Raw genomic sequence first — 16,843 nt, 5'->3', positions numbered from 1 at the left:
TCAGGACCGGAAGAGCCGGGAGTACTGGTGTTCGTGCCGCGCCTGCAGCACGCTCCATTGGGGCAGCATGGTGTCCAGCCGGGGCGACGCCTCGCTGGCGCGGCGGCGTGCCTCGCCCACGGCCTCCTCCAGCAGCGGATGCAGGGCCAGCAGCAGGCTCTGGCCCGCCACCTGGCCCAGCGGCACGGCCTTGATGGCGGCGGCCACCTGGTTCTCCAGCCAGGCAAAGCCATAGGCCAGCAGGGCATGGTCCTCGTCGGCATCCACGGCGGCGCAGGCACAGGCAAAGGCCGTGGGATAGGCCAGGCCCGGTCCCTCCACAAGGGCGCCCAGTTGTGCGATGCGGGGCGCAAAGGCCTCGCCGCCCCAGGGCACGGAGCGCAGCAGGCTGTGCAGCGACCAGCCCATCTGCAGCGTCTCGGCACGGGCCTCGCGGCTGTCGCGGCTGGCGATGAACCACTGGTTCCATTCGCGCACCGCCCCCTCGTCGCCTGCGCTCCAGGCCCGGCGCAGCAGCAGCCACAGCGGCGCCTCGCAGCGTGCAAAGCCGTGGGCCAGCGCATCGGCAATCCAGGTGCGCGCCGTGCCAGCGTCCGTGACCAGGCCGTGCTCGATGGCGGCCTCCAGCCCCTGCGAATAGCTGAAGCCGCCCACGGGCAGCTGGGGCGATGCCAGGTGCAGCAGGGCGCACAGCCCCTGTATCGACAGGTCAGCCATGCGGATGGCCGTGCCCGTGTCCGCAGCAGCCTTTGTGATCATGGTCATGGCTGTGGTCGTGGCCATGTTCATGCCCGTGGGAATGATCGTGTGAATGGTCGTGGGAATGGCCGTGTGCGTGCCCATGGTCATGCAGCGCATACACGCTCTGCGCCAGCGCCTGGTCTTCGGCAAAGCTGGCGTCATGGCCGTGGCGGTGGCCGCCGCCATAGGCGCCGGCCTCGGGCTCGAAGGGCGCATCCACCAGGGCCACCTGCGCGCCCAGGCGCAGCAGCATGTCGTGCAGCACGGGGTCGTGTTCCAGGTGCAGGTGCGTGGGCGTGACCTCCACCGGGATATGCCGGTTGCCCAGGTGGTAGGCCGCACGCAGCAGGCCCAGCGGCGTGGCCGCCGTCACGCGCAACACCGCCTGGGGCGCGGCGCGCACGGCGACCAGGCTGCCATCCTCGGCCACCAGCACATCGCCGCCGCGCAGCACGCTGCCGCGCGCCAGCACCACGGCCAGCTCGCGTCCCGTGGAGTCCGTTACCGCAAAGCGGCTCTTCTGGCGCATGTCCCAGTTCAGTTCCAGCGTGGCGGCGCGCCTGACCAGCACGGCGGCAAGGCCGCCGCCCTGGGGCATGTGTTTGTTGACGGTGAGCATGGGGTGATCAGAATAGAAAATACCTCTGCGCCATCGGCAGCTCGGTGGCGGGCTCGCAGGTCAGCAGCTGGCCGTCGGCCACGACCTGGTAGGTCTCGGGATCGACGCTGATGTCGGGCTGCCAGTCGTTGTGCACCATGTCGCGCTTGCTGACGCTGCGGCAGTTTTCCACGGCCACGGTGCGCTTGCGCAGGCCGTAGCGGTCGGCCACGCCGGCCTGCTGGGCGGCCTGCGAGACGAAGGTGAGGCTGGCCGCCGCCACGCCGCTGCCCTGGCCCGCGAACATGGGGCGGTAGTGCACGGGCTGGGGCGTGGGGATGCTGGCGTTGGGGTCGCCCATGGCGGCGCTGGCGATGCTGCCGCCCTTGAGGATGAGGCTGGGCTTGACGCCGAAGAACGCAGGCCGCCACAGCACCAGGTCGGCCAGCTTGCCGACCTCGACCGAGCCCACGACATGGGCGATGCCATGCGTGCGTGCGGGGTTGATGGTGTACTTGGCCACGTAGCGCTTGACGCGGAAGTTATCGTGGCGCGCGTTGTCGCCCGGCAGGCTGCCGCGCTGGACCTTCATCTTGTGCGCGGTCTGCCAGGTGCGCAGCACGACCTCGCCCACGCGGCCCATGGCCTGGCTGTCGCTGGAGATCATGGAGAAGGCGCCCAGGTCGTGCAGCACGTCCTCGGCCGCGATGGTTTCGCGGCGGATGCGGCTTTCGGCGAAGGCGATGTCCTCGGCAATGGAGGCGTCCAGGTGGTGGCAGACCATGAGCATGTCCAGGTGCTCGTCCAGCGTGTTCACCGTGTAGGGCCGCGTGGGGTTGGTGGACGAGGGCAGCACGTTGGCCTCGCCGCAGACCTTGATGATGTCGGGCGCGTGGCCGCCGCCCGCGCCTTCGGTGTGGTAGGTGTGGATGGTGCGGCCCTTGAAGGCGGCCACCGTGGCCTCGACGAAGCCGCCCTCGTTGAGCGTGTCGGTGTGGATGGCGACCTGGGTGTCGGTCTCGTCGGCCACGCCCAGGCAGCAGTCGATGGCGGCGGGCGTCGATCCCCAGTCCTCATGCAGCTTCAGGCCGATGGCGCCTGCCGCGATCTGCTCGCGCAGCGGCGCGGCCTGGCTGGCGTTGCCCTTGCCCAGCAGTCCGATGTTCATGGGGTAGCCGTCCACGGCCTGCAGCATGCGCTCCATGTGCCAGGGGCCGGGCGTGACCGTGGTGGCGAAGGTGCCTGTGGCCGGGCCCGTGCCGCCGCCGATCATGGTGGTCACGCCGCTGGTCAGCGCCTCGTCGATCTGCTGCGGGCAGATGAAGTGGATGTGCGTGTCGATGCCGCCGGCCGTGACGATCAAGCCCTCGCCCGCAATGATTTCCGTGCCGGGGCCGATGACGATGGTCACGCCCGGCTGCATGTCCGGGTTGCCGGCCTTGCCTATGCCTGCGATCAGCCCGTTCTTGATGGCGATGTCGGCCTTGACGATGCCCCAGTGGTCGATGATCACGGCATTGGTGATGACGGTGTCGGCGCAGTCGGCGGCCATGCGCTGGCTCTGGCCCATGCCGTCGCGGATGACCTTGCCGCCGCCGAACTTGACCTCTTCGCCGTAGATCGTGTGGTCCTTCTCGATCTCGATGACCAGGGCCGTGTCGGCCAGCCGCAGGCGGTCGCCCACGGTGGGGCCGAACATCTCGGCATAGGCCTGGCGCGTGATGCTTGCCATGAATGTTCCCTTTCAGAGAGGCCCCATCACCTTGGCGTTGAAGCCGAAGATGATGCGGTCGCCGGAGATTTCCACGAGTTCCACGGTGCGCTCCTGCCCGGGCTCGAAGCGCACGGCCGTGCCGGCCGCGATGTTCAGCCGCCAGCCGCGTGCGGCGGCGCGGTCGAAGTGCAGGGCCTCGTTGACCTCGAAGAAGTGAAAGTGCGAGCCCACCTGCACGGGCCGGTCGCCGGTGTTGGTGACCGTGAGGGTCTGCACGGGCCGGCCTGCGTTCAGCAGGATCTCGCCGGGCTCGGCCAGCAGCTCGCCGGGGGTGATGCGCTCGGTCATGTGCGGCTCCCGCGCTCAGCCTGCCAGCGCCACGGCACCGTAGCCCATGGCGGCCACACCTGCCAGGCGTGCGGCCCAGGCCGAAGCCGTGCCGCCGCGCATGGCCCGGCCAAAGGCCACGCCCAGGGCATGCAGCACCAGCGTGGTGGCGACCATGCCCGCCATGTAGGCCCAGAACACGGCTGCGGTCAGCGCGTGGGGGAAGACCTCGCCATGCGCGTATCCGTGGAACAGCGCGAAGGCGCCGGCCAGCACCATGGCCAGGGCCACGGGCAGGCGGCGCTGGGCCACCAGCAGCAGGCCGAAGGCCAGCAGCGAGGCGGCCACCATGGGCTCCACGGCCGGCAGTTCCAGCGGGGTCTGCGTCAGCGCCAGGCCCAGCGCCATGCATGCGGCAAAGGCCACGGGCGGCAGCCACTGGCGCTTGAGCATCAGCCCGCACCACAGGCCCAGCGCCACCATGGCCAGCAGATGGTCCAGGCCCGCGATGGGATGGGACAGCCCGGCCATCAGGGCCTGCATGGCGCCGTCGCCGGCATGCAGGTGGGCGCCGGCCCCCGTATGGGCGCTGGCAGCCGTGGCGGCGGCCAGCAGGGCCGGGGCGAGCAGGTAGTTGAAAGTGTTGCGGAATCTGAACATGGAGATCTCCTTGATCGCTATCGAGACTGGATCTGCCCACGGCACAAGCGGATGCAGCGGGCTGGTTGGGGGTGCCCAGCAAGGGCCTAAGCTGGCCGCGCCGCCCCGCAGCGATGGCGCCGTCCCCCTTGGGGGAAGCGGCGTAGCCGCTCAGGGGGTCAAACTATTGGGTGATGAACGGTGACCAGCTTGGTGCCGTCCGGGAAAGTGGCTTCGACCTGGATGTCCGGGATCATTTCTGGAATGCCCTCCATCACATCGGCGCGCGTCAGCACCGTGGTGCCCAGGTGCATGAGCTCGGCCACGGTCCTGCCGTCGCGCGCCCACTCCAGCACGGCAGCGCTGATCAGCGCCACGGCCTCGGGGTAGTTGAGCTTCAGGCCGCGCGCCTTGCGCCGCTCGGCCACCAGGGCTGCGGTGAACAACAGCAGCTTGTCTTTTTCACGCGGGGTGAGTTCCATGGATGAGTCTCCGTTGATCAGGTGGCCCAGAGGCGGGGAGGGCGGGCAGGCATGTCCAGCAGTGCGGGGCGCAGCAGGCGCCAGCCTTCATGCAGCACGGCCCGTGCCGCCTCCATGCGGCGGGCCAGCACGCGCAGCAGCAGCACCGAGGGCGCGCCGCCCTGGCCGGCCAGCAGGCTGGCGCCGGCGCGCACTTCGTCGCTCCAGGGCAGGCTGGCGGCCAGTTGCTCGCTCAATGGCTCCATGGCCGCCAGGGGTTCCGGGGCCACGGCCCAGAGGCTGGCCTGTATGGGCAAGCCTGCCCAGGCAACCGGGCTGGACAGCAGGGCATGGCCGCAGTGCAGCTCGCCCTGTTCCAGCCACAGTGGCAGGCCCGCATGGGTCAGCCGGTTGTGAAGCTGCAGCCGCGCAGGCGGTGCGTCGGCATGGTTCCAGTGCTCGCCTGCGCCATAGCGGCCCAGCACCGTGGCGTCCCAGCCGATGGCGCGCGCGCCCGGCGCAAGCTCCAGGTCCAGCGCCATGGTGGCGTCGGCACCGGCAAACAGCATGTTTTCCTGCGGCAGCCATTCCAGGATGGCGCCTTCTTCCACGCGCAGCCGCACGCGCTGCGCGGCCGGGCGGCCCTGGGACTTGTACCAGCGCGTGGCGCCTGGCGTGGTCAGCAGGGCGTGGGCGCCGGGCTCCACGGTCACATCGATCTGCAACTGGTCGCCGCCAGCCACGCCGCCGGGCGGGTGCAGCAGCACGGCATGGCAGATGCCGGGGCCTTCGGGGTGCAGCGGTTTTTGCACGCGCAGCGGGCCGCTGTGGCGTGCGTGGGAAAGCACGCTGCCCTGGCCGGCGCGGTGCCCGAAGCGCAGCTCCAGCATGGCCTGCCAGCCCGAGGCGGACGTGGGCACGGCGGTGATCGGTAGCGCTGCGGACATGGGCGGGGCGGACGGTACAGGGCGTGTGGGTGGTAACGGCCTTCCGTCATGCATTTAGCGTGCCAATCCGGTGCAGTGGCGGCTGCGCCCTGCTGGTGCGCTGGCGCATCGGATTGGTGCGTGCGCTGCCATGCGTGGGGCGGAATGCGGCACGCTTGCGGTGCATTCCTGCGCCGCCGTGCCGCAGGTTGGTGCGATGCCCTACGCCCGTGCCTTGGCCTGGCGCGCCAGGCTTCTGTCCCAGGCGACCACGGCCAGCGTGCACAGGCTCAGGGCCAGGCCTGCAACGCTAGCACCCGTCCATCCCCAGTGCAGCCACACCGTCGAGCCCACGGCCGAGCCCAGCGAGGCGCCGATGAAGTACCCCGTCATGTAGACCGCATTGATGCGCGATCGCGCCGAAGGCGCCAGCGCGTAGATCACGTTTTGGTTGCTGATGTGCAGGGCCTGCAGCGCAGCATCGACGATGAGCAGCCCCGCCAGGAACCACCACAGGCTGGTGCCGCCCAGCCACAGCGCCCCCCAGCCCGCCAGCATGAGCAGGCCGCCGGCCAGCGTGGTGCGCTGCTCCAGCCCCCGGTCGGCCAGCCGGCCGGCCATGTTGGCCATGAGGGCGCCGGCCACGCCGACCAGGCCGATGAGGCCGATCTGCGCATCGCCGAACCCGTAGCCCGGCCCGGCCAGCAGCAGTGCCATGGTCGAGAACAGCACGCTCACCGTGGCAAAGCCCATGCCGCCGATCAGCGCCCGGCTGCGCAGGCGCGGCTGCTCGCGCGCCAGCGTGAGCAGGGAGCGCATCACCGCGCCATAGCCCATGCGCTGGGCCGGCTGCGCCAGCGGCAGCGCGCGCCGCAGCAGCAGGGCCACGCCGGCCGTGGCCAGGGCACCGACCCAGTACACGGCATTCCAGCCGCCCAGGTCCGAGAGCACGCCGGCCACGCTGCGCGAGGCCAGGATGCCGATCAGCAGCCCGCTCATGACCAGGCCCACGGCGCGCCCGCTGGCGCCGGGCGCCGCAAAGCTGGCCGCCATGGGCACCAGCACCTGGGCCGCGACCGAGAACAGCCCCGTCATCAGCGTGCCCGCCGCCAGCAGCGCAAAGCTGTGCGCCATGCCGCTGGCCAGCATGCCCAGCGCGGCCAGCAGCATCAGGCCCAGCACCAGGCGGCGGCGTTCCAGCATGTCGCCCAGGGGCACGAGCAGCAGCAGTCCCAGCGCATAGGAGACCTGGGCCATGGTCACCGTCAGCGAGGCACGCGCCTCGCTGATGCCCAGGTCCATGGCGATGGAGTGCAGCAGCGGCTGGTTGAAGTAGTTGGCGCCCGCGCACAGGCCGCAGGCCGTGGCCATGAGCAGCAGGGTGCTCTGGGGCAGCACGGGCGCGGCGGTGGCCTGCATGGGCGGCGAGGGCAGGGCGGGGGCCGGGGAGGATCTGTTCATCGGACGAATGCCTGTGGTATCTGCTGATGGGTGGCAAGCGGATGGCTCAGACCCACAGCGGCGGCCGCGCCGGCTGGGCGGTGGCGGGCAGTGCGGCCACGGCATCGACCTCGATCAGCATTCCGGGCAGGGCCAGCCGGGGCACGGGGATCAGGGTGCAGGCCGGAAAGCGCGGCAGGGTATTGCTGGGGGCGCCATCGCCGGGGGCACCGTCGCTCCAATGCAGGCGCACGGCGGCCTGCCAGTCGTTGAAGCGGGCCTCCGAGTGGTCCACGAGGAGCAGGGTCAGCTTGACCACCTGGCCCATGTCCGCGCCCGCCGCCTGCAGCGCCAGCTTGAGGTTGGACAGGGCCTGCTGCGCCTGGGCCGCGAAGCTGTCGGGCAAGTCGCCCGCCTGGTTCTCGCCGCCCTGGCCCGAGACGAAGGCCCATTGCGCCGGCCCGTGCACGGTGACCACATGGGTGTAGCCGTTGGGCGTGGCGTCGTAGAGACCGGCGGGCTGCAGATGGTGCAGTTGCGGGGCCGTGGAAGCGGCGGGCTGTGCCGAGGCGGCTGGAAGTGCGTCGTGTTGCATGGTGGGCCTGGAGTCCGAAAGTGCGCCGGCTGGACCGGCGAGGCTTGCCAGTGTGAAACCTCAACCAAAGTTGAGGTCAAATGCAGGCCTGCTTGGACCTATTTTTCCTGCGCCTATTTTCTGCTGCCATGAATCTGTCTTCTGCCGGTGTCACCGCGTCCGACCATGACGGGCCGGCCATCCTCTCCGTGGGCGAAGTGGCCCGGCGCAGTGGCATCACCGTCTCGGCCCTGCATTTCTACGAGCGCCAGGGGCTGATCGAGAGCCTGCGCACGCCCGGCAACCAGCGCCGCTATGCGCGTGCCGTGCTGCGGCGCGTGGCCGTCATCAGGGTGGCCCAGCGCATGGGCGTGCCGCTGGCCGAGATTGCCGAGGCGCTGCAGGAGCTGCCCAGCGGCCGCACGCCCACGCAGGCCGACTGGAGCGCGCTGTCCGCGCGCTGGCGCCATGCGCTGGATGCGCGCATCCAGGGGCTGACCCAGCTGCGCGACCAGATCGACGGCTGCATTGGCTGCGGCTGCCTGTCCCTCAAGGTCTGCCCGCTGCGCAATGACGGCGATTGCCTGGCCAAGGACGGGCCGGGGCCGCACTTTCGCTGAATAGCATGCGCGTGGGCGCGAACAGGCCCTAGTGCTTGGGCATGGGCAGCGTGGGCGTGCGCGTGCACATCCAGCACAGCCAGCCGGCCAGCGCGCCCATGACGATGCAGTAGGCGACCAGGGCCTCGGTGATGCCGATGTGGTCCGAAAGCCAGCCCAGGCCCAGGATGGGCACGATGGTGCCCAGGTAGCCGACCACCAGGTAGGTGGACAGCAGGCCCGTGCGCGTGGCCGGTGTCGAGACCTTGTTGACGATGGACATGCCCGCCAGATTGCACAGGCCGTGGCCCGCCGCCGTGGCGATCACGCTGAGCGCGAACAGCAGGGCCGAGCCCGCAAAGCTGTTGACCAGCAGCAGGAGGTTGCAGGCCACCAGGCAGGCAAAGCCCAGAATGGCCGAGCCCTTGGTCGGGCGCGGGCGCGCCAGGTACTGGAAGCCCGCCGAGAGGAACAGGATCACGCCGATGGACAGGCCAGAAACGGCCGGCCCATGCCAGGGCACCATGCGCTGCATGAAGCTGGGCGCCAGCGATGCGAACAGGCTGAACATGCCGAAGGCGCAGAACGCACACATGCCGCCCAGCGCGTAGTGGCGCGCAAAGCGGCGCTCGGGCAGGGTGATGGTGGGCATGAAATCACGCCAGTGCAGCGCGCGTGCCTGGGTGGAGGCCAGCTCCGCCGGCTCGGCAATGCGCACCTGGTACAGCGCATAGATGGCCAGCAGGCCCAGCCCCAGCGAGGGGATATAGGCCGTGACCAGCGGCCAGGGCAGCCACTGCGCGATCAGCCCGCCCACCACGGGGCCCAGCCCGAAGCCGAAGGCAATGGTCAGGCTGGTCGTGGCCGCGGCGCGCTGCAGGTCGCCCCGGTTGTTGAGCCGGGTCATGCCCACCGAGGCCGAGGTGGTGATCAGCCCCGAAGCCACGCCGATCACCACGCGCCCCAGCGCAAAGCTGGGCACGTTCCAGGCCACGGTGGAGGCCAGCACGCCCAGCGTCATCAGGATCAGGCCTGCGCGCAGCACGGCGACAAAGCCGAAGCGGTCGGTCAGCCGGCCCAGGAACAGCAGGCTGGCCAGCGCGCCGAACATGTACGCCACGAAGATCTGCGTGATGTGGCTGGGCTGCAGCCCCCAGGCCTGCTGGTACAGCGGGTACAGCGGGCTGGCCAGGGCCGTGCCCATGACACCCACGCACATGGAAAAACACACCCACGCATAGGGCGGCCAACGGGTTTGCATAGAAAAAGGGAACGCGAAGAAGACGAAAGCGAGGGAAAGAGGCGCCGCGCAGGCCTTGCGCCCCGAGGCGCCGCGGCACTGTCCGGGAGCGCATGGAATCTGGAATGACCCGCAGGCCAATGGGTGAATTCTAAGAAACCCGCGTGTCCTGGGTGTTTCGCCGCCTCCGAGCCCCTGGCATGCACCCGGGCATACCGCTGGCATCGTGCGCTAGGCGGGCGGGTGTACCCTGTGGCCGTCCCTGTGTTTTCCCTTGTCCAGAGAGTCCGGCATGCCAGTTCCACCCACCGCCTTCATCACCTGCCCGCCATCGCGCAAGGCGGCTGGTGCCGCGCTTGCCGCCTGCGCGCTGCTGCTGGCCGGTTGCGGCTCGGTAGGCGGCGGCGTGGGCATAGGCATTCCCGTCGGCCCGGTATCGGTAGGCGTCGGGCTGGGCAGCGGCGGGCTGAGCGCCGGTGTCGGCACGGGCGTGGGGCCGCTGGGCGTTGGCGTGGGCGTCAACCAGAGTGGCCAGGTCCTGGGCAGCGCCGGCGTGGGCGCCTCCACGGGCGTGGGCGGCGCGCGGGTGGGTGTGGGCGTGGGCTCGTCCACCGTGCTGCACGACCCGCAGCGCTCCGCCACCCAAACACCGCAGGAGCCCGCACCTGCAGCGCCCTCCCAGACACCCGCCAGCCAGTTGCAATGGCGCGACGCCAGCGGTCAGGTCGTACCGGCCTGCCGCGTCGACGGGCGTTGCTAACGCTTAAGGGTATGCGTCGCCCTGGAAGGTGCGCCTGGCCCAGCCTAGCGCAGCCGCTAAGGGGGTACTTCGGTTCACCCCGCCCAGACGATACGGTCCCGGCCCGCGTTCTTGGCGAGGTACAGGCGCCGGTCGGCATCGGCCAGCAATTGGTCGGCGCTGTTGTCGGGCGAAGGCGCCATGCTGGCCACACCCAGGCTGACGGTCAGCGCATGGCCCAGGGGCGAGGCGGCGTGGGGCAGGTCCAGCGCCCTGAGCGCATCGACGATGCCCTGCGCAACCAGCACCGCGCCGTCCAGCGCCGTATGGGGCAGCAGGCAGACGAATTCCTCGCCGCCATAGCGCGCCAGCAGGTCGCCAGGCCGGTGCAGCGCGCCCTGTATGGCCTGGGACAGCTGGCTCAGGCATTCATCGCCGACCAGATGGCCGTAGTGGTCGTTGTAGGCCTTGAAGTGGTCCACATCGATCATCACCAGCGACAGCGGCTCGCCCAGCCGCTGCAGGCGCATGAACTCGCGCTCCAGCTGGGCGCCGAAAAAGCGCCGGTTGGCCGTGCCCGTCAGCCCGTCGCTGTGCGAGAGCAGCTGCAGCATCTTGCGCTGCTGTGCAATCTCCAGATGCGTGCGCACACGCGCCTTGAGCACGGGCGGGCGAAAGGGCTTGGTCACGAAATCCACCGCGCCCAGGTTCAGTCCCAGTTCCTCGCAATGGGGCTCGGTCAGCGCCGTGAGAAAGATGACGGGGATGTGGGCGGTTTCCAGGTCCGCCTTCAGGCGCCGGCAGACCTCGAAGCCGTCCATCTCGGGCATGCGGATGTCCAGCAGGATGAGGTCGGGCAGGTACTGGCGGGCCAGGGTCAGCGCGTCCTCGCCCGTGTGGGCCATGAGCACGCTGCACAGATCCTTGATCACCTGGCAGATGATGGCGGCGTTGTCCGGGACGTCGTCCACCACAAGCACCTTCTGCCCGGCAGGCAAGGGCTGTAGCGGGTTGGGCAGCGTAGGGGGGAAGGCGGAGTAGGGCATGGCCGGTGGGATTTCGGGCCGAGAATACCCCGGAACCCGCAGCCCTGGATAGGGCGCAGGGGGTCTGGACAATTTGTAAAGATCTCTGTCTTCGGCAGGCAGGCGGCCCGGTGGCCTCAGGCGTATAGAGGCTCTTCCTGCATCGCCTCGATCTGCTCGTTGAGCATGTCCACCTGTCCGCGCCAGTAGTCGGGTGTGCCGAACCACGGGAAGTTGATGGCAAAGATCGGGTCGTCCTGGCGCCGCGCCAGCCAGGCGCTGTAGTGGATGAGGCGCAGCGTGCGCAGCGGCTCGATCAGGGCCAGCTCGCGGCGGTCGAAGGGGCGGAACTGCTCATAGCCATCCAGCAGGGCCCCCAGCTGGCGCGTGCGCTGGCTTCGGTCGCCCGACAGCAGCATCCACAGGTCCTGCACGGCCGGGCCCGTGCGCGCATCGTCCAGGTCCACGAAATGCGGGCCGCCATGGCCTTCGTCGTCCAGCGGCGTCCACAGCACGTTGCCGGGATGGCAGTCGCCGTGCAGGCGCAGCGTGCGCGCGCTGTGCAGGCCGAAGTGGCCGGCTGCGCTCAGGCCGTCGGCAGCGGGTGCCATCAGCTCAAGGGCGCGCTGGCAGGCGGCTTTCCAGGTGGACTCCACCTCCAGCGGAATCATTTTCCGGTCCAGCAGCCATTGCATGGAGTCGTGGCCGAAGGTGGCCAGGTCCAGCGCGGGCCGGTGCACAAACGGGCGCGCTTCGCCCACGGTGTGGATGCGGGCCAGGAAGCGCCCGGTCCACTCCAGCACCTCGAAATCGTCCAGCTCGGGCGGGCGGCCACCGCGCCAGGGGCTGACCGAGAAATCAAAGCCCGCGTAGCTGTGCAGCGTGGCACCTGCCAGCACCAGCGGGGGCACGGCAGGCACTTCGGCGGCCGTCAGCTCGGCGCTGAAGGCGTGCTCCTCCAGGATCTGATCGCGGCTCCAGCGGCCCGGGCGGTAGAACTTCAGCACCACGCGTTCGCCGTCCTCCAGCACGGCCTGGTAGACGCGGTTTTCGTAGGAGGCCAGGGCCGTGAGCCGGCCATCGCCCCACAGGCCGACCGAGGCCAGTGCGTCGAGCACGGCGTCGGGCGTGAGCCGGGCATAGGCGTGCGAACCGGCATCGGGGACGGCACTCAGATCAGGATCGTATGGTGTGGCAGACATGGGGAGATTGTCGCCGGGCTGGCTTAAGCTTTGCGTCCGCCCGACAACGCCGATCCGTCCGCCGTGCCGCTGCTGCCCCACTTCCTGCAATCCCATGCCATCGCCAGTGCGGCCGGGCCATCCGACGACTGGAGCGCCTGGCACCTCGGCCGTGGCCGCTATGCGGTCTGGGTGGTGACGATGCAGGCGCTGGCCCCGCCTGTGCGCGACGCAGTGCAAGCCGCCTGTGCGCAGGCACGCCGCTGGCTGGGCGCGGCGCTGGTCCCGCACTGCCAGCGGCAACTGCACGTGACCCTGGCCACCGCGGGCTTTCTGGATGGCGGTGCGCAACTGCCTCAGGCCTACGGCGCGGCGCAACTGTCGCGCGACCTGCTCGCGCTGCAGCACCTGCCGGCCGCGCCGCTGCAGCTGGAGTTCGGTGGCTGGGGAAGTTTCGAGATGGCGCCCTACCTTCAGGTGCGCGACGGCAGGCCGGAAGGCTGCACGCTGCACGGACTGCATGGCGTGCTCGCGCAGACAGGGCCAGGGCTGGCGCTGACCGAGGCGATGCGCCCCTACGTGCCCCATGTGACGCTGGGCGCCTGGAGCGCTGCCTGGCCCCGTGACCAGGTGCTGCAATGGATGAGCGGCCTGCCAATGCAGGAGCACTGGCAGGCCGCCGTGGGCGAGATCGCGCTGGTCAGCTATGCAGCCGATGTGCTGCACGGGCCGTTGACCTGTCACGCCCGCTACGACCTCCTGGGCCGCAGGTTGCACTGGCTGCAGAGGCCGGACTGGGCCTGATCAGGCCAGGGTGATCTGCACGTCGATGTTGCCGCGCGTGGCGTTGGAGTAGGGGCAGACCTGGTGGGCCGCGTCCACCAGGGCCTGGGCGGCGGCCCTGTCCATGCCGGGCAGGCTGACCTTCAGGCGCGCGGCGATGCCGTAGGCGTTGGGGATGGTGCCCAGGTCCACTTCGGCGTCGATGGCCAGGTCCTGGGGCAGGCTGATCTTCTGCTTGCCGGCCACGGCCTTGATGGCGCCGATGAAGCAGGCCGAGTAGCCGGCGGCGAACAGTTGCTCGGGGTTGGTGCCCGTGCCGCTGGTGCCCGGCGAGGACAGGGTCACATCCAGGCGTCCGTCATCGGTGCGCGAGGCGCCGTCGCGGCCGCCGGTGGTGTGGGCACGTGCGGTGTAGAGGACTTTTTCGAGCTGGGCCATGGTGTCTTCCTTTTGCAAAGTTGTCCGGCGGTGCGGACGGGTGGAGGAAATCGTCTGTGGGTGGTCGTCAATCGCTGCGGCGCGGCACCAGCCGCTGGCGCAGTGCGCCCAGTTGCTGCGTCAGCGCCTGCAACTCGGGCAGCGTGCACTGCGTGCTCTGCAGCACGCAGGCGGGAATCTTTTCAGCCGCATCGCGCAGTGCCCGGCCTTGCGGGGTGAGCGTGATGCGCACGCGCCTCTCGTCCTGCGCATCGCGCACCCGCTCCAGCAGGCCCGCGCCTTCCAGGCGCTTGAGCAACGGGGTCAGCGTGCCCGAATCCAGATACAGCTGTTCGCCGATCTCGGACACGGTCAGGCCGTCGCGCTCCCACAGCACCAGCATCACCAGGTACTGCGGATAGGTCAGGCCGATGCCATCGAGCAGGGGCTTGTACAGCTTGGTCATGGCCAGCGATGCCGAGTACAGCGCGAAGCAGACCTGGTTGTCCAGGCGCAGAAGCTCGGAGCTGTCGAGAGGAAGGGGGTGGCTGCTGGGCATGGGTTGAATTATTGCTGTCAATTAAATTGTGCACAACTTAATTTGAAAAACCCCTTCGGATCGGAAGGTGAAGATCCGCAGGGGTCGAGGGACCGAGGGGGCCTATCGGCCCGTGAAGCGCGCGGGGCGTTTTTCGATGAAGGAGCGCACGCCCTCGGCCGCATCCTCGCTGCTGGCCAGGCGCTGCTGCACGGGAATGAAATCGGCCACGGCGGCGGCCTGGCCCAGCTCGATGGCCTTGAGCACATTGAGCCGCGTGGCCACCACGGCCTGCGGGGCCTGGGCGGCAATGCGCTCGGCAATGCGCAGCGCCTCGGCCAGCTCCTCACCGGCTGGCACCACCTTCTGCACGAAGTTCAGGCGATAGGCCTCGGCGCTGTCGAATTCGTCGGCCGTCAGCAGGTGCAGCATGGCATTGCCCACGCCCGCACGTTCGGCCATGCGCAGCGTGGCGCCGCCCGTGGGCATGATGCAGCGCTGCACCTCCAGCTGGGAAAAGCGGCAGTCGTCGGCCGCGACCACGATGTCGGCGCCCAGCATCAGCTCGATGCCCACCGTGAAGCAGATGCCCTTGACGGCCACCACCATGGGCTTGGCGCGGCGCCGGTAGCCGACCAGGCCGTAGTCGTGCGGCTCCACCAGGCCTTGCGGGATGGCCTTCCTGCCCGAGCGCAGGTACTCCGCCATCACCGGCAGGTCCAGCCCCGCCGTGAAATGGCTGCCGAACGCATGCAGCACGCCCACGCGCAATTGCGGGTCGTCGTCCAGCCGGGTATAGGCCTCGGCCAGCTGCTGGAACATGGGGGGCGTCCAGCCGTTGCGCTTGGCGGGACGGTTGATGCCGATCAGCAGCACATGGCCGCGCACTTCGCAGCTGATGCAGCCTTCGGGCGGCGGGGTGGGGGTGTTGATGTCCATGCGTGTCTCCTGCGCATGGACCTTAGAGCAGGCCAGGGATGGGTGCAGTCGCGCAGAGGACGGTTGAAAACGAAATGAATATCTAAGCAATGCTTTCGTTTTCTGAGGTTTGGGAAGCTGATCGATGAAAATCGATAAGTTCGTTTCGATTCATTGCCAGCGCCATTGCCGATCGATAAGATCGAAACCATGCTTTCGATTTCATTGAAGCCATGAAGATCTCCATCGACTCTGTGGATGCACTCGGTGACGCGGTATGGGCCGTTCGCAAGGCGCGGCGCTTGCGCCAGGACGATGCAGCAGGCGCCGCAGGCGTGAGCCATGTCTTTGTGCGGGACGTGGAGCGCGGCAAGCCCACGGTCCAGTTTGGGCGCGTGCTGCAACTGCTGTCCGAACTGGGAATCGAGGTGCTCATCGACCTTCCCGAGGGAACCGAGCAGGCCTATCTGCAGCGCCGCCAGGCCAGGCTGCCACCTGAGTCCCATGGTTCCCACGAGTACCGAACGCGCCAGGGCGCACCGGACGGAGGGCCAGCCGCTGAAGTCAGGGAGGAGCCCGGTGCCCGCGACTCGGACGATGCGTTCTTCCGCACCGCCTTCGAAAAGAACAGGCCGTGACCGCACGCATCCTGGACGTATTCATCAACGGCCGGCTTGCCGGAAAGCTGGTCGAAAACAGGGATGTCTGGGGCTTTGCCTATGAGGAGGAGTGGATGGGCGACCCTCGCGCTTTCCCATTGGCGCCCGGCATTTCCTTGGCAAAGCGCAGGCACATCGACGGATCTACGCACCGCAGCGTCCAATGGTTCTTCGACAACCTGCTGCCCGAGGAAGCACTGCGCAGTGCGATCAGCAAAGAGCTGGAGGTGAATGAGCACGATGCCTTCGGCCTTTTGCAGGCCCTTGGCGCGGAATCGGCCGGATCCCTGGTCCTGCTGCCGCCTGGGGCGGGTGCAGCCGAGCGCGGCGCAAGGAGGCTGGAGTTCGGCGAACTGTCGCTGAGACTCAGGAACTTGCCGCGCACATCCTTGCATGCCGGATCACCCAAGCGCATGTCCCTGGCTGGAGCGCAGCACAAAATGGTGGTGCTGTACGACGAGAAAACCGCTCGCCTGCAGGAACCCTTCCAAGGGACGGCTTCCAGCCATATCCTCAAGCCGGACTCCACGGCCGAAGGCTATCCGCACTCGACCGTCAACGAGGCCTTCACCATGAAGCTTGCCGGGCGCCTGGGGCTTGATGTGCCGCCGGTACACCTGCTGTACACGCCCGAGCCGGCCTATGTCATCAACCGCTTTGACCGCGTGTTTGATGAAGCGTCCCAAGAGTGGCTGCGACTGCATGTGGTGGATGCCTGCCAACTGCTCGACCTGGCCCGGACTTTCAAATATCAAGGAGCCAGCATCCAGACACTGGCGTCGTTGATGGACCGCTGCCGCGAAAAGGCGCAAGCCCGGATGGGCATCTATCAGTGGCTGCTGTTCAACACCCTGGTGGGCAACAGCGACAGTCATCTGAAGAATCTGTCGTTCCTGGTGGACCGGGGCGGCGTCAGGCTGGCGCCGTTCTACGATCTCCTGAGCACCGCCGTCTATCACACGCGGGCTTACGCCGATGAACATGCGGTATGGCCACAGGAGCGGCTGACGGTTCCGCTTGCGGGTGCGGCCTTCTTTGCCGACGTGACCTACGGAAAGCTGCTGGCCGCAGGTACGGCCTTGGGCCTGACCCAGAGCACAAGCGGACGTGTGCTCGACAGGATGCTTGGCATGCTGGCTCCGCAGGCCGATACGTTGATCGCAGAATTCGAGGCTGGCCAGCTCCACCAGCCTGCCGACTCTGCAATGGACCATTCCACAAGAAGTGCCCACCTGAGAATGCTCAGGTCGATACGTCACATCGTCATCGAGGACATGCTGGCGCTGGTGCGCAAAACCAAGTAGCGCGCGGCCACCAAAACAAA

Annotated in this window: 20 protein-coding genes; 5 read left to right on the top strand and 15 right to left on the bottom strand. The window is 68.7% G+C overall.

The features are described from left to right. From AAN986_RS25195 to AAN986_RS25155, 9 genes are all read right to left on the bottom strand, one after another. Positions 1-717, bottom strand: a complete 717-nt coding sequence (locus AAN986_RS25195; RefSeq protein ID WP_047218525.1) for an urease accessory UreF family protein — start codon at positions 715-717, stop codon at positions 1-3. Further along, complete coding sequence (gene ureE, locus AAN986_RS25190) at positions 710-1,360, bottom strand: urease accessory protein UreE (RefSeq protein WP_047218482.1); 651 nt, start codon at positions 1,358-1,360, stop codon at positions 710-712. Before ureE ends, AAN986_RS25195 begins: the two co-directional genes overlap by 8 nt. Before the next feature lie 7 nt (positions 1,361-1,367). Continuing rightward, positions 1,368-3,071 carry an urease subunit alpha gene (gene ureC / locus AAN986_RS25185; protein ID WP_047218481.1) on the bottom strand — a complete coding sequence of 568 codons (1,704 nt, stop codon included), beginning with the start codon at positions 3,069-3,071 and terminating at the stop codon, positions 1,368-1,370. Positions 3,072-3,083: 12 nt separating this feature from the next. Beyond that, positions 3,084-3,389, bottom strand: a complete 306-nt coding sequence (locus AAN986_RS25180; RefSeq protein WP_191625523.1) for an urease subunit beta — start codon at positions 3,387-3,389, stop codon at positions 3,084-3,086. Between the two features lie 27 nt (positions 3,390-3,416). Next, positions 3,417-4,040 (bottom strand): HupE/UreJ family protein, encoded by a 624-nt coding sequence (locus AAN986_RS25175; RefSeq protein WP_047218480.1) that lies wholly within the window; start codon positions 4,038-4,040, stop codon positions 3,417-3,419. Between the two features lie 158 nt (positions 4,041-4,198). Next, positions 4,199-4,501 carry an urease subunit gamma gene (locus tag AAN986_RS25170; RefSeq protein WP_012203116.1) on the bottom strand — a complete coding sequence of 101 codons (303 nt, stop codon included), beginning with the start codon at positions 4,499-4,501 and terminating at the stop codon, positions 4,199-4,201. A gap of 17 nt (positions 4,502-4,518) precedes the next feature. After that, a complete protein-coding gene (locus tag AAN986_RS25165; protein ID WP_047218479.1) occupies positions 4,519-5,427 on the bottom strand; it encodes an urease accessory protein UreD in 909 nt (302 codons plus the stop codon). Positions 5,428-5,628: 201 nt separating this feature from the next. After that, complete coding sequence (locus AAN986_RS25160) at positions 5,629-6,867, bottom strand: MFS transporter (RefSeq protein WP_047218478.1); 1,239 nt, start codon at positions 6,865-6,867, stop codon at positions 5,629-5,631. A 46-nt stretch (positions 6,868-6,913) separates the two neighbouring features. Continuing rightward, on the bottom strand, positions 6,914-7,441 hold the full coding sequence (locus AAN986_RS25155; protein ID WP_047218477.1) for a RidA family protein: 528 nt from the start codon (positions 7,439-7,441) through the stop codon (positions 6,914-6,916). A 128-nt stretch (positions 7,442-7,569) separates the two neighbouring features. Here AAN986_RS25155 and soxR point away from each other — a divergent pair, with 128 nt between their 5' ends. After that, positions 7,570-8,040, top strand: coding sequence for a redox-sensitive transcriptional activator SoxR (soxR, locus tag AAN986_RS25150; protein ID WP_034400108.1), 471 nt, complete (start codon positions 7,570-7,572; stop codon positions 8,038-8,040). A gap of 28 nt (positions 8,041-8,068) precedes the next feature. Here soxR and AAN986_RS25145 read toward each other — a convergent pair whose 3' ends face one another. Beyond that, the gene (locus AAN986_RS25145; protein WP_047218476.1) at positions 8,069-9,238 is read right to left on the bottom strand and encodes an MFS transporter; all 1,170 of its coding nucleotides are present in this window, start codon (positions 9,236-9,238) and stop codon (positions 8,069-8,071) included. A 313-nt stretch (positions 9,239-9,551) separates the two neighbouring features. Here AAN986_RS25145 and AAN986_RS25140 point away from each other — a divergent pair, with 313 nt between their 5' ends. After that, complete coding sequence (locus AAN986_RS25140; protein WP_047218475.1) at positions 9,552-10,019, top strand: hypothetical protein; 468 nt, start codon at positions 9,552-9,554, stop codon at positions 10,017-10,019. 74 nt (positions 10,020-10,093) lie between these two features. On the opposite strand, the gene AAN986_RS25135 is transcribed toward AAN986_RS25140, so the two are convergent. Both AAN986_RS25135 and AAN986_RS25130 read right to left on the bottom strand, forming a co-directional pair. Continuing rightward, a complete protein-coding gene (locus AAN986_RS25135) occupies positions 10,094-11,044 on the bottom strand; it encodes a diguanylate cyclase (RefSeq protein ID WP_016446559.1) in 951 nt (316 codons plus the stop codon). A 116-nt stretch (positions 11,045-11,160) separates the two neighbouring features. Next, positions 11,161-12,225, bottom strand: coding sequence for a serine/threonine protein kinase (locus AAN986_RS25130; protein WP_016446558.1), 1,065 nt, complete (start codon positions 12,223-12,225; stop codon positions 11,161-11,163). Positions 12,226-12,255: 30 nt separating this feature from the next. Here AAN986_RS25130 and AAN986_RS25125 point away from each other — a divergent pair, with 30 nt between their 5' ends. Further along, complete coding sequence (locus tag AAN986_RS25125) at positions 12,256-13,008, top strand: 2'-5' RNA ligase family protein (RefSeq protein ID WP_047218474.1); 753 nt, start codon at positions 12,256-12,258, stop codon at positions 13,006-13,008. Here the strand turns inward: AAN986_RS25125 and AAN986_RS25120 are convergent, their stop codons facing one another. The 3 genes from AAN986_RS25120 to AAN986_RS25110 all read right to left on the bottom strand — a co-directional run bounded on the left by AAN986_RS25120 (position 13,009) and on the right by AAN986_RS25110 (position 14,881). Then, positions 13,009-13,425, bottom strand: coding sequence for an organic hydroperoxide resistance protein (locus AAN986_RS25120; RefSeq protein WP_016451896.1), 417 nt, complete (start codon positions 13,423-13,425; stop codon positions 13,009-13,011). It abuts the gene before it with no gap. A gap of 67 nt (positions 13,426-13,492) precedes the next feature. Then, the gene (locus AAN986_RS25115) at positions 13,493-13,963 is read right to left on the bottom strand and encodes a MarR family transcriptional regulator (protein ID WP_047218473.1); all 471 of its coding nucleotides are present in this window, start codon (positions 13,961-13,963) and stop codon (positions 13,493-13,495) included. 102 nt (positions 13,964-14,065) lie between these two features. Next, positions 14,066-14,881 carry a crotonase/enoyl-CoA hydratase family protein gene (locus tag AAN986_RS25110; RefSeq protein ID WP_047218472.1) on the bottom strand — a complete coding sequence of 272 codons (816 nt, stop codon included), beginning with the start codon at positions 14,879-14,881 and terminating at the stop codon, positions 14,066-14,068. A 212-nt stretch (positions 14,882-15,093) separates the two neighbouring features. On the opposite strand from AAN986_RS25110, the gene AAN986_RS25105 reads away from it, so the two are divergent. Then, positions 15,094-15,498, top strand: coding sequence for a helix-turn-helix domain-containing protein (locus AAN986_RS25105; protein ID WP_016446553.1), 405 nt, complete (start codon positions 15,094-15,096; stop codon positions 15,496-15,498). Further along, entirely contained in the window at positions 15,495-16,823 is a 1,329-nt protein-coding gene (locus tag AAN986_RS25100; protein WP_016446552.1) for a HipA domain-containing protein, read from the top strand. The genes AAN986_RS25105 and AAN986_RS25100 overlap by 4 nt, the downstream gene beginning before the upstream one ends. The last annotated feature ends 20 nt before the right edge of the window (positions 16,824-16,843 follow it).

Origin of the sequence: Delftia sp. DS1230 (genome assembly GCF_040112715.1) — a bacterium.
GTDB classification, from domain to species: domain Bacteria; phylum Pseudomonadota; class Gammaproteobacteria; order Burkholderiales; family Burkholderiaceae_C; genus Comamonas; species Comamonas tsuruhatensis.
Note: the sequence above shows the minus strand (reverse complement) of the source record. Positions and strands in the feature narration are given on the sequence as shown.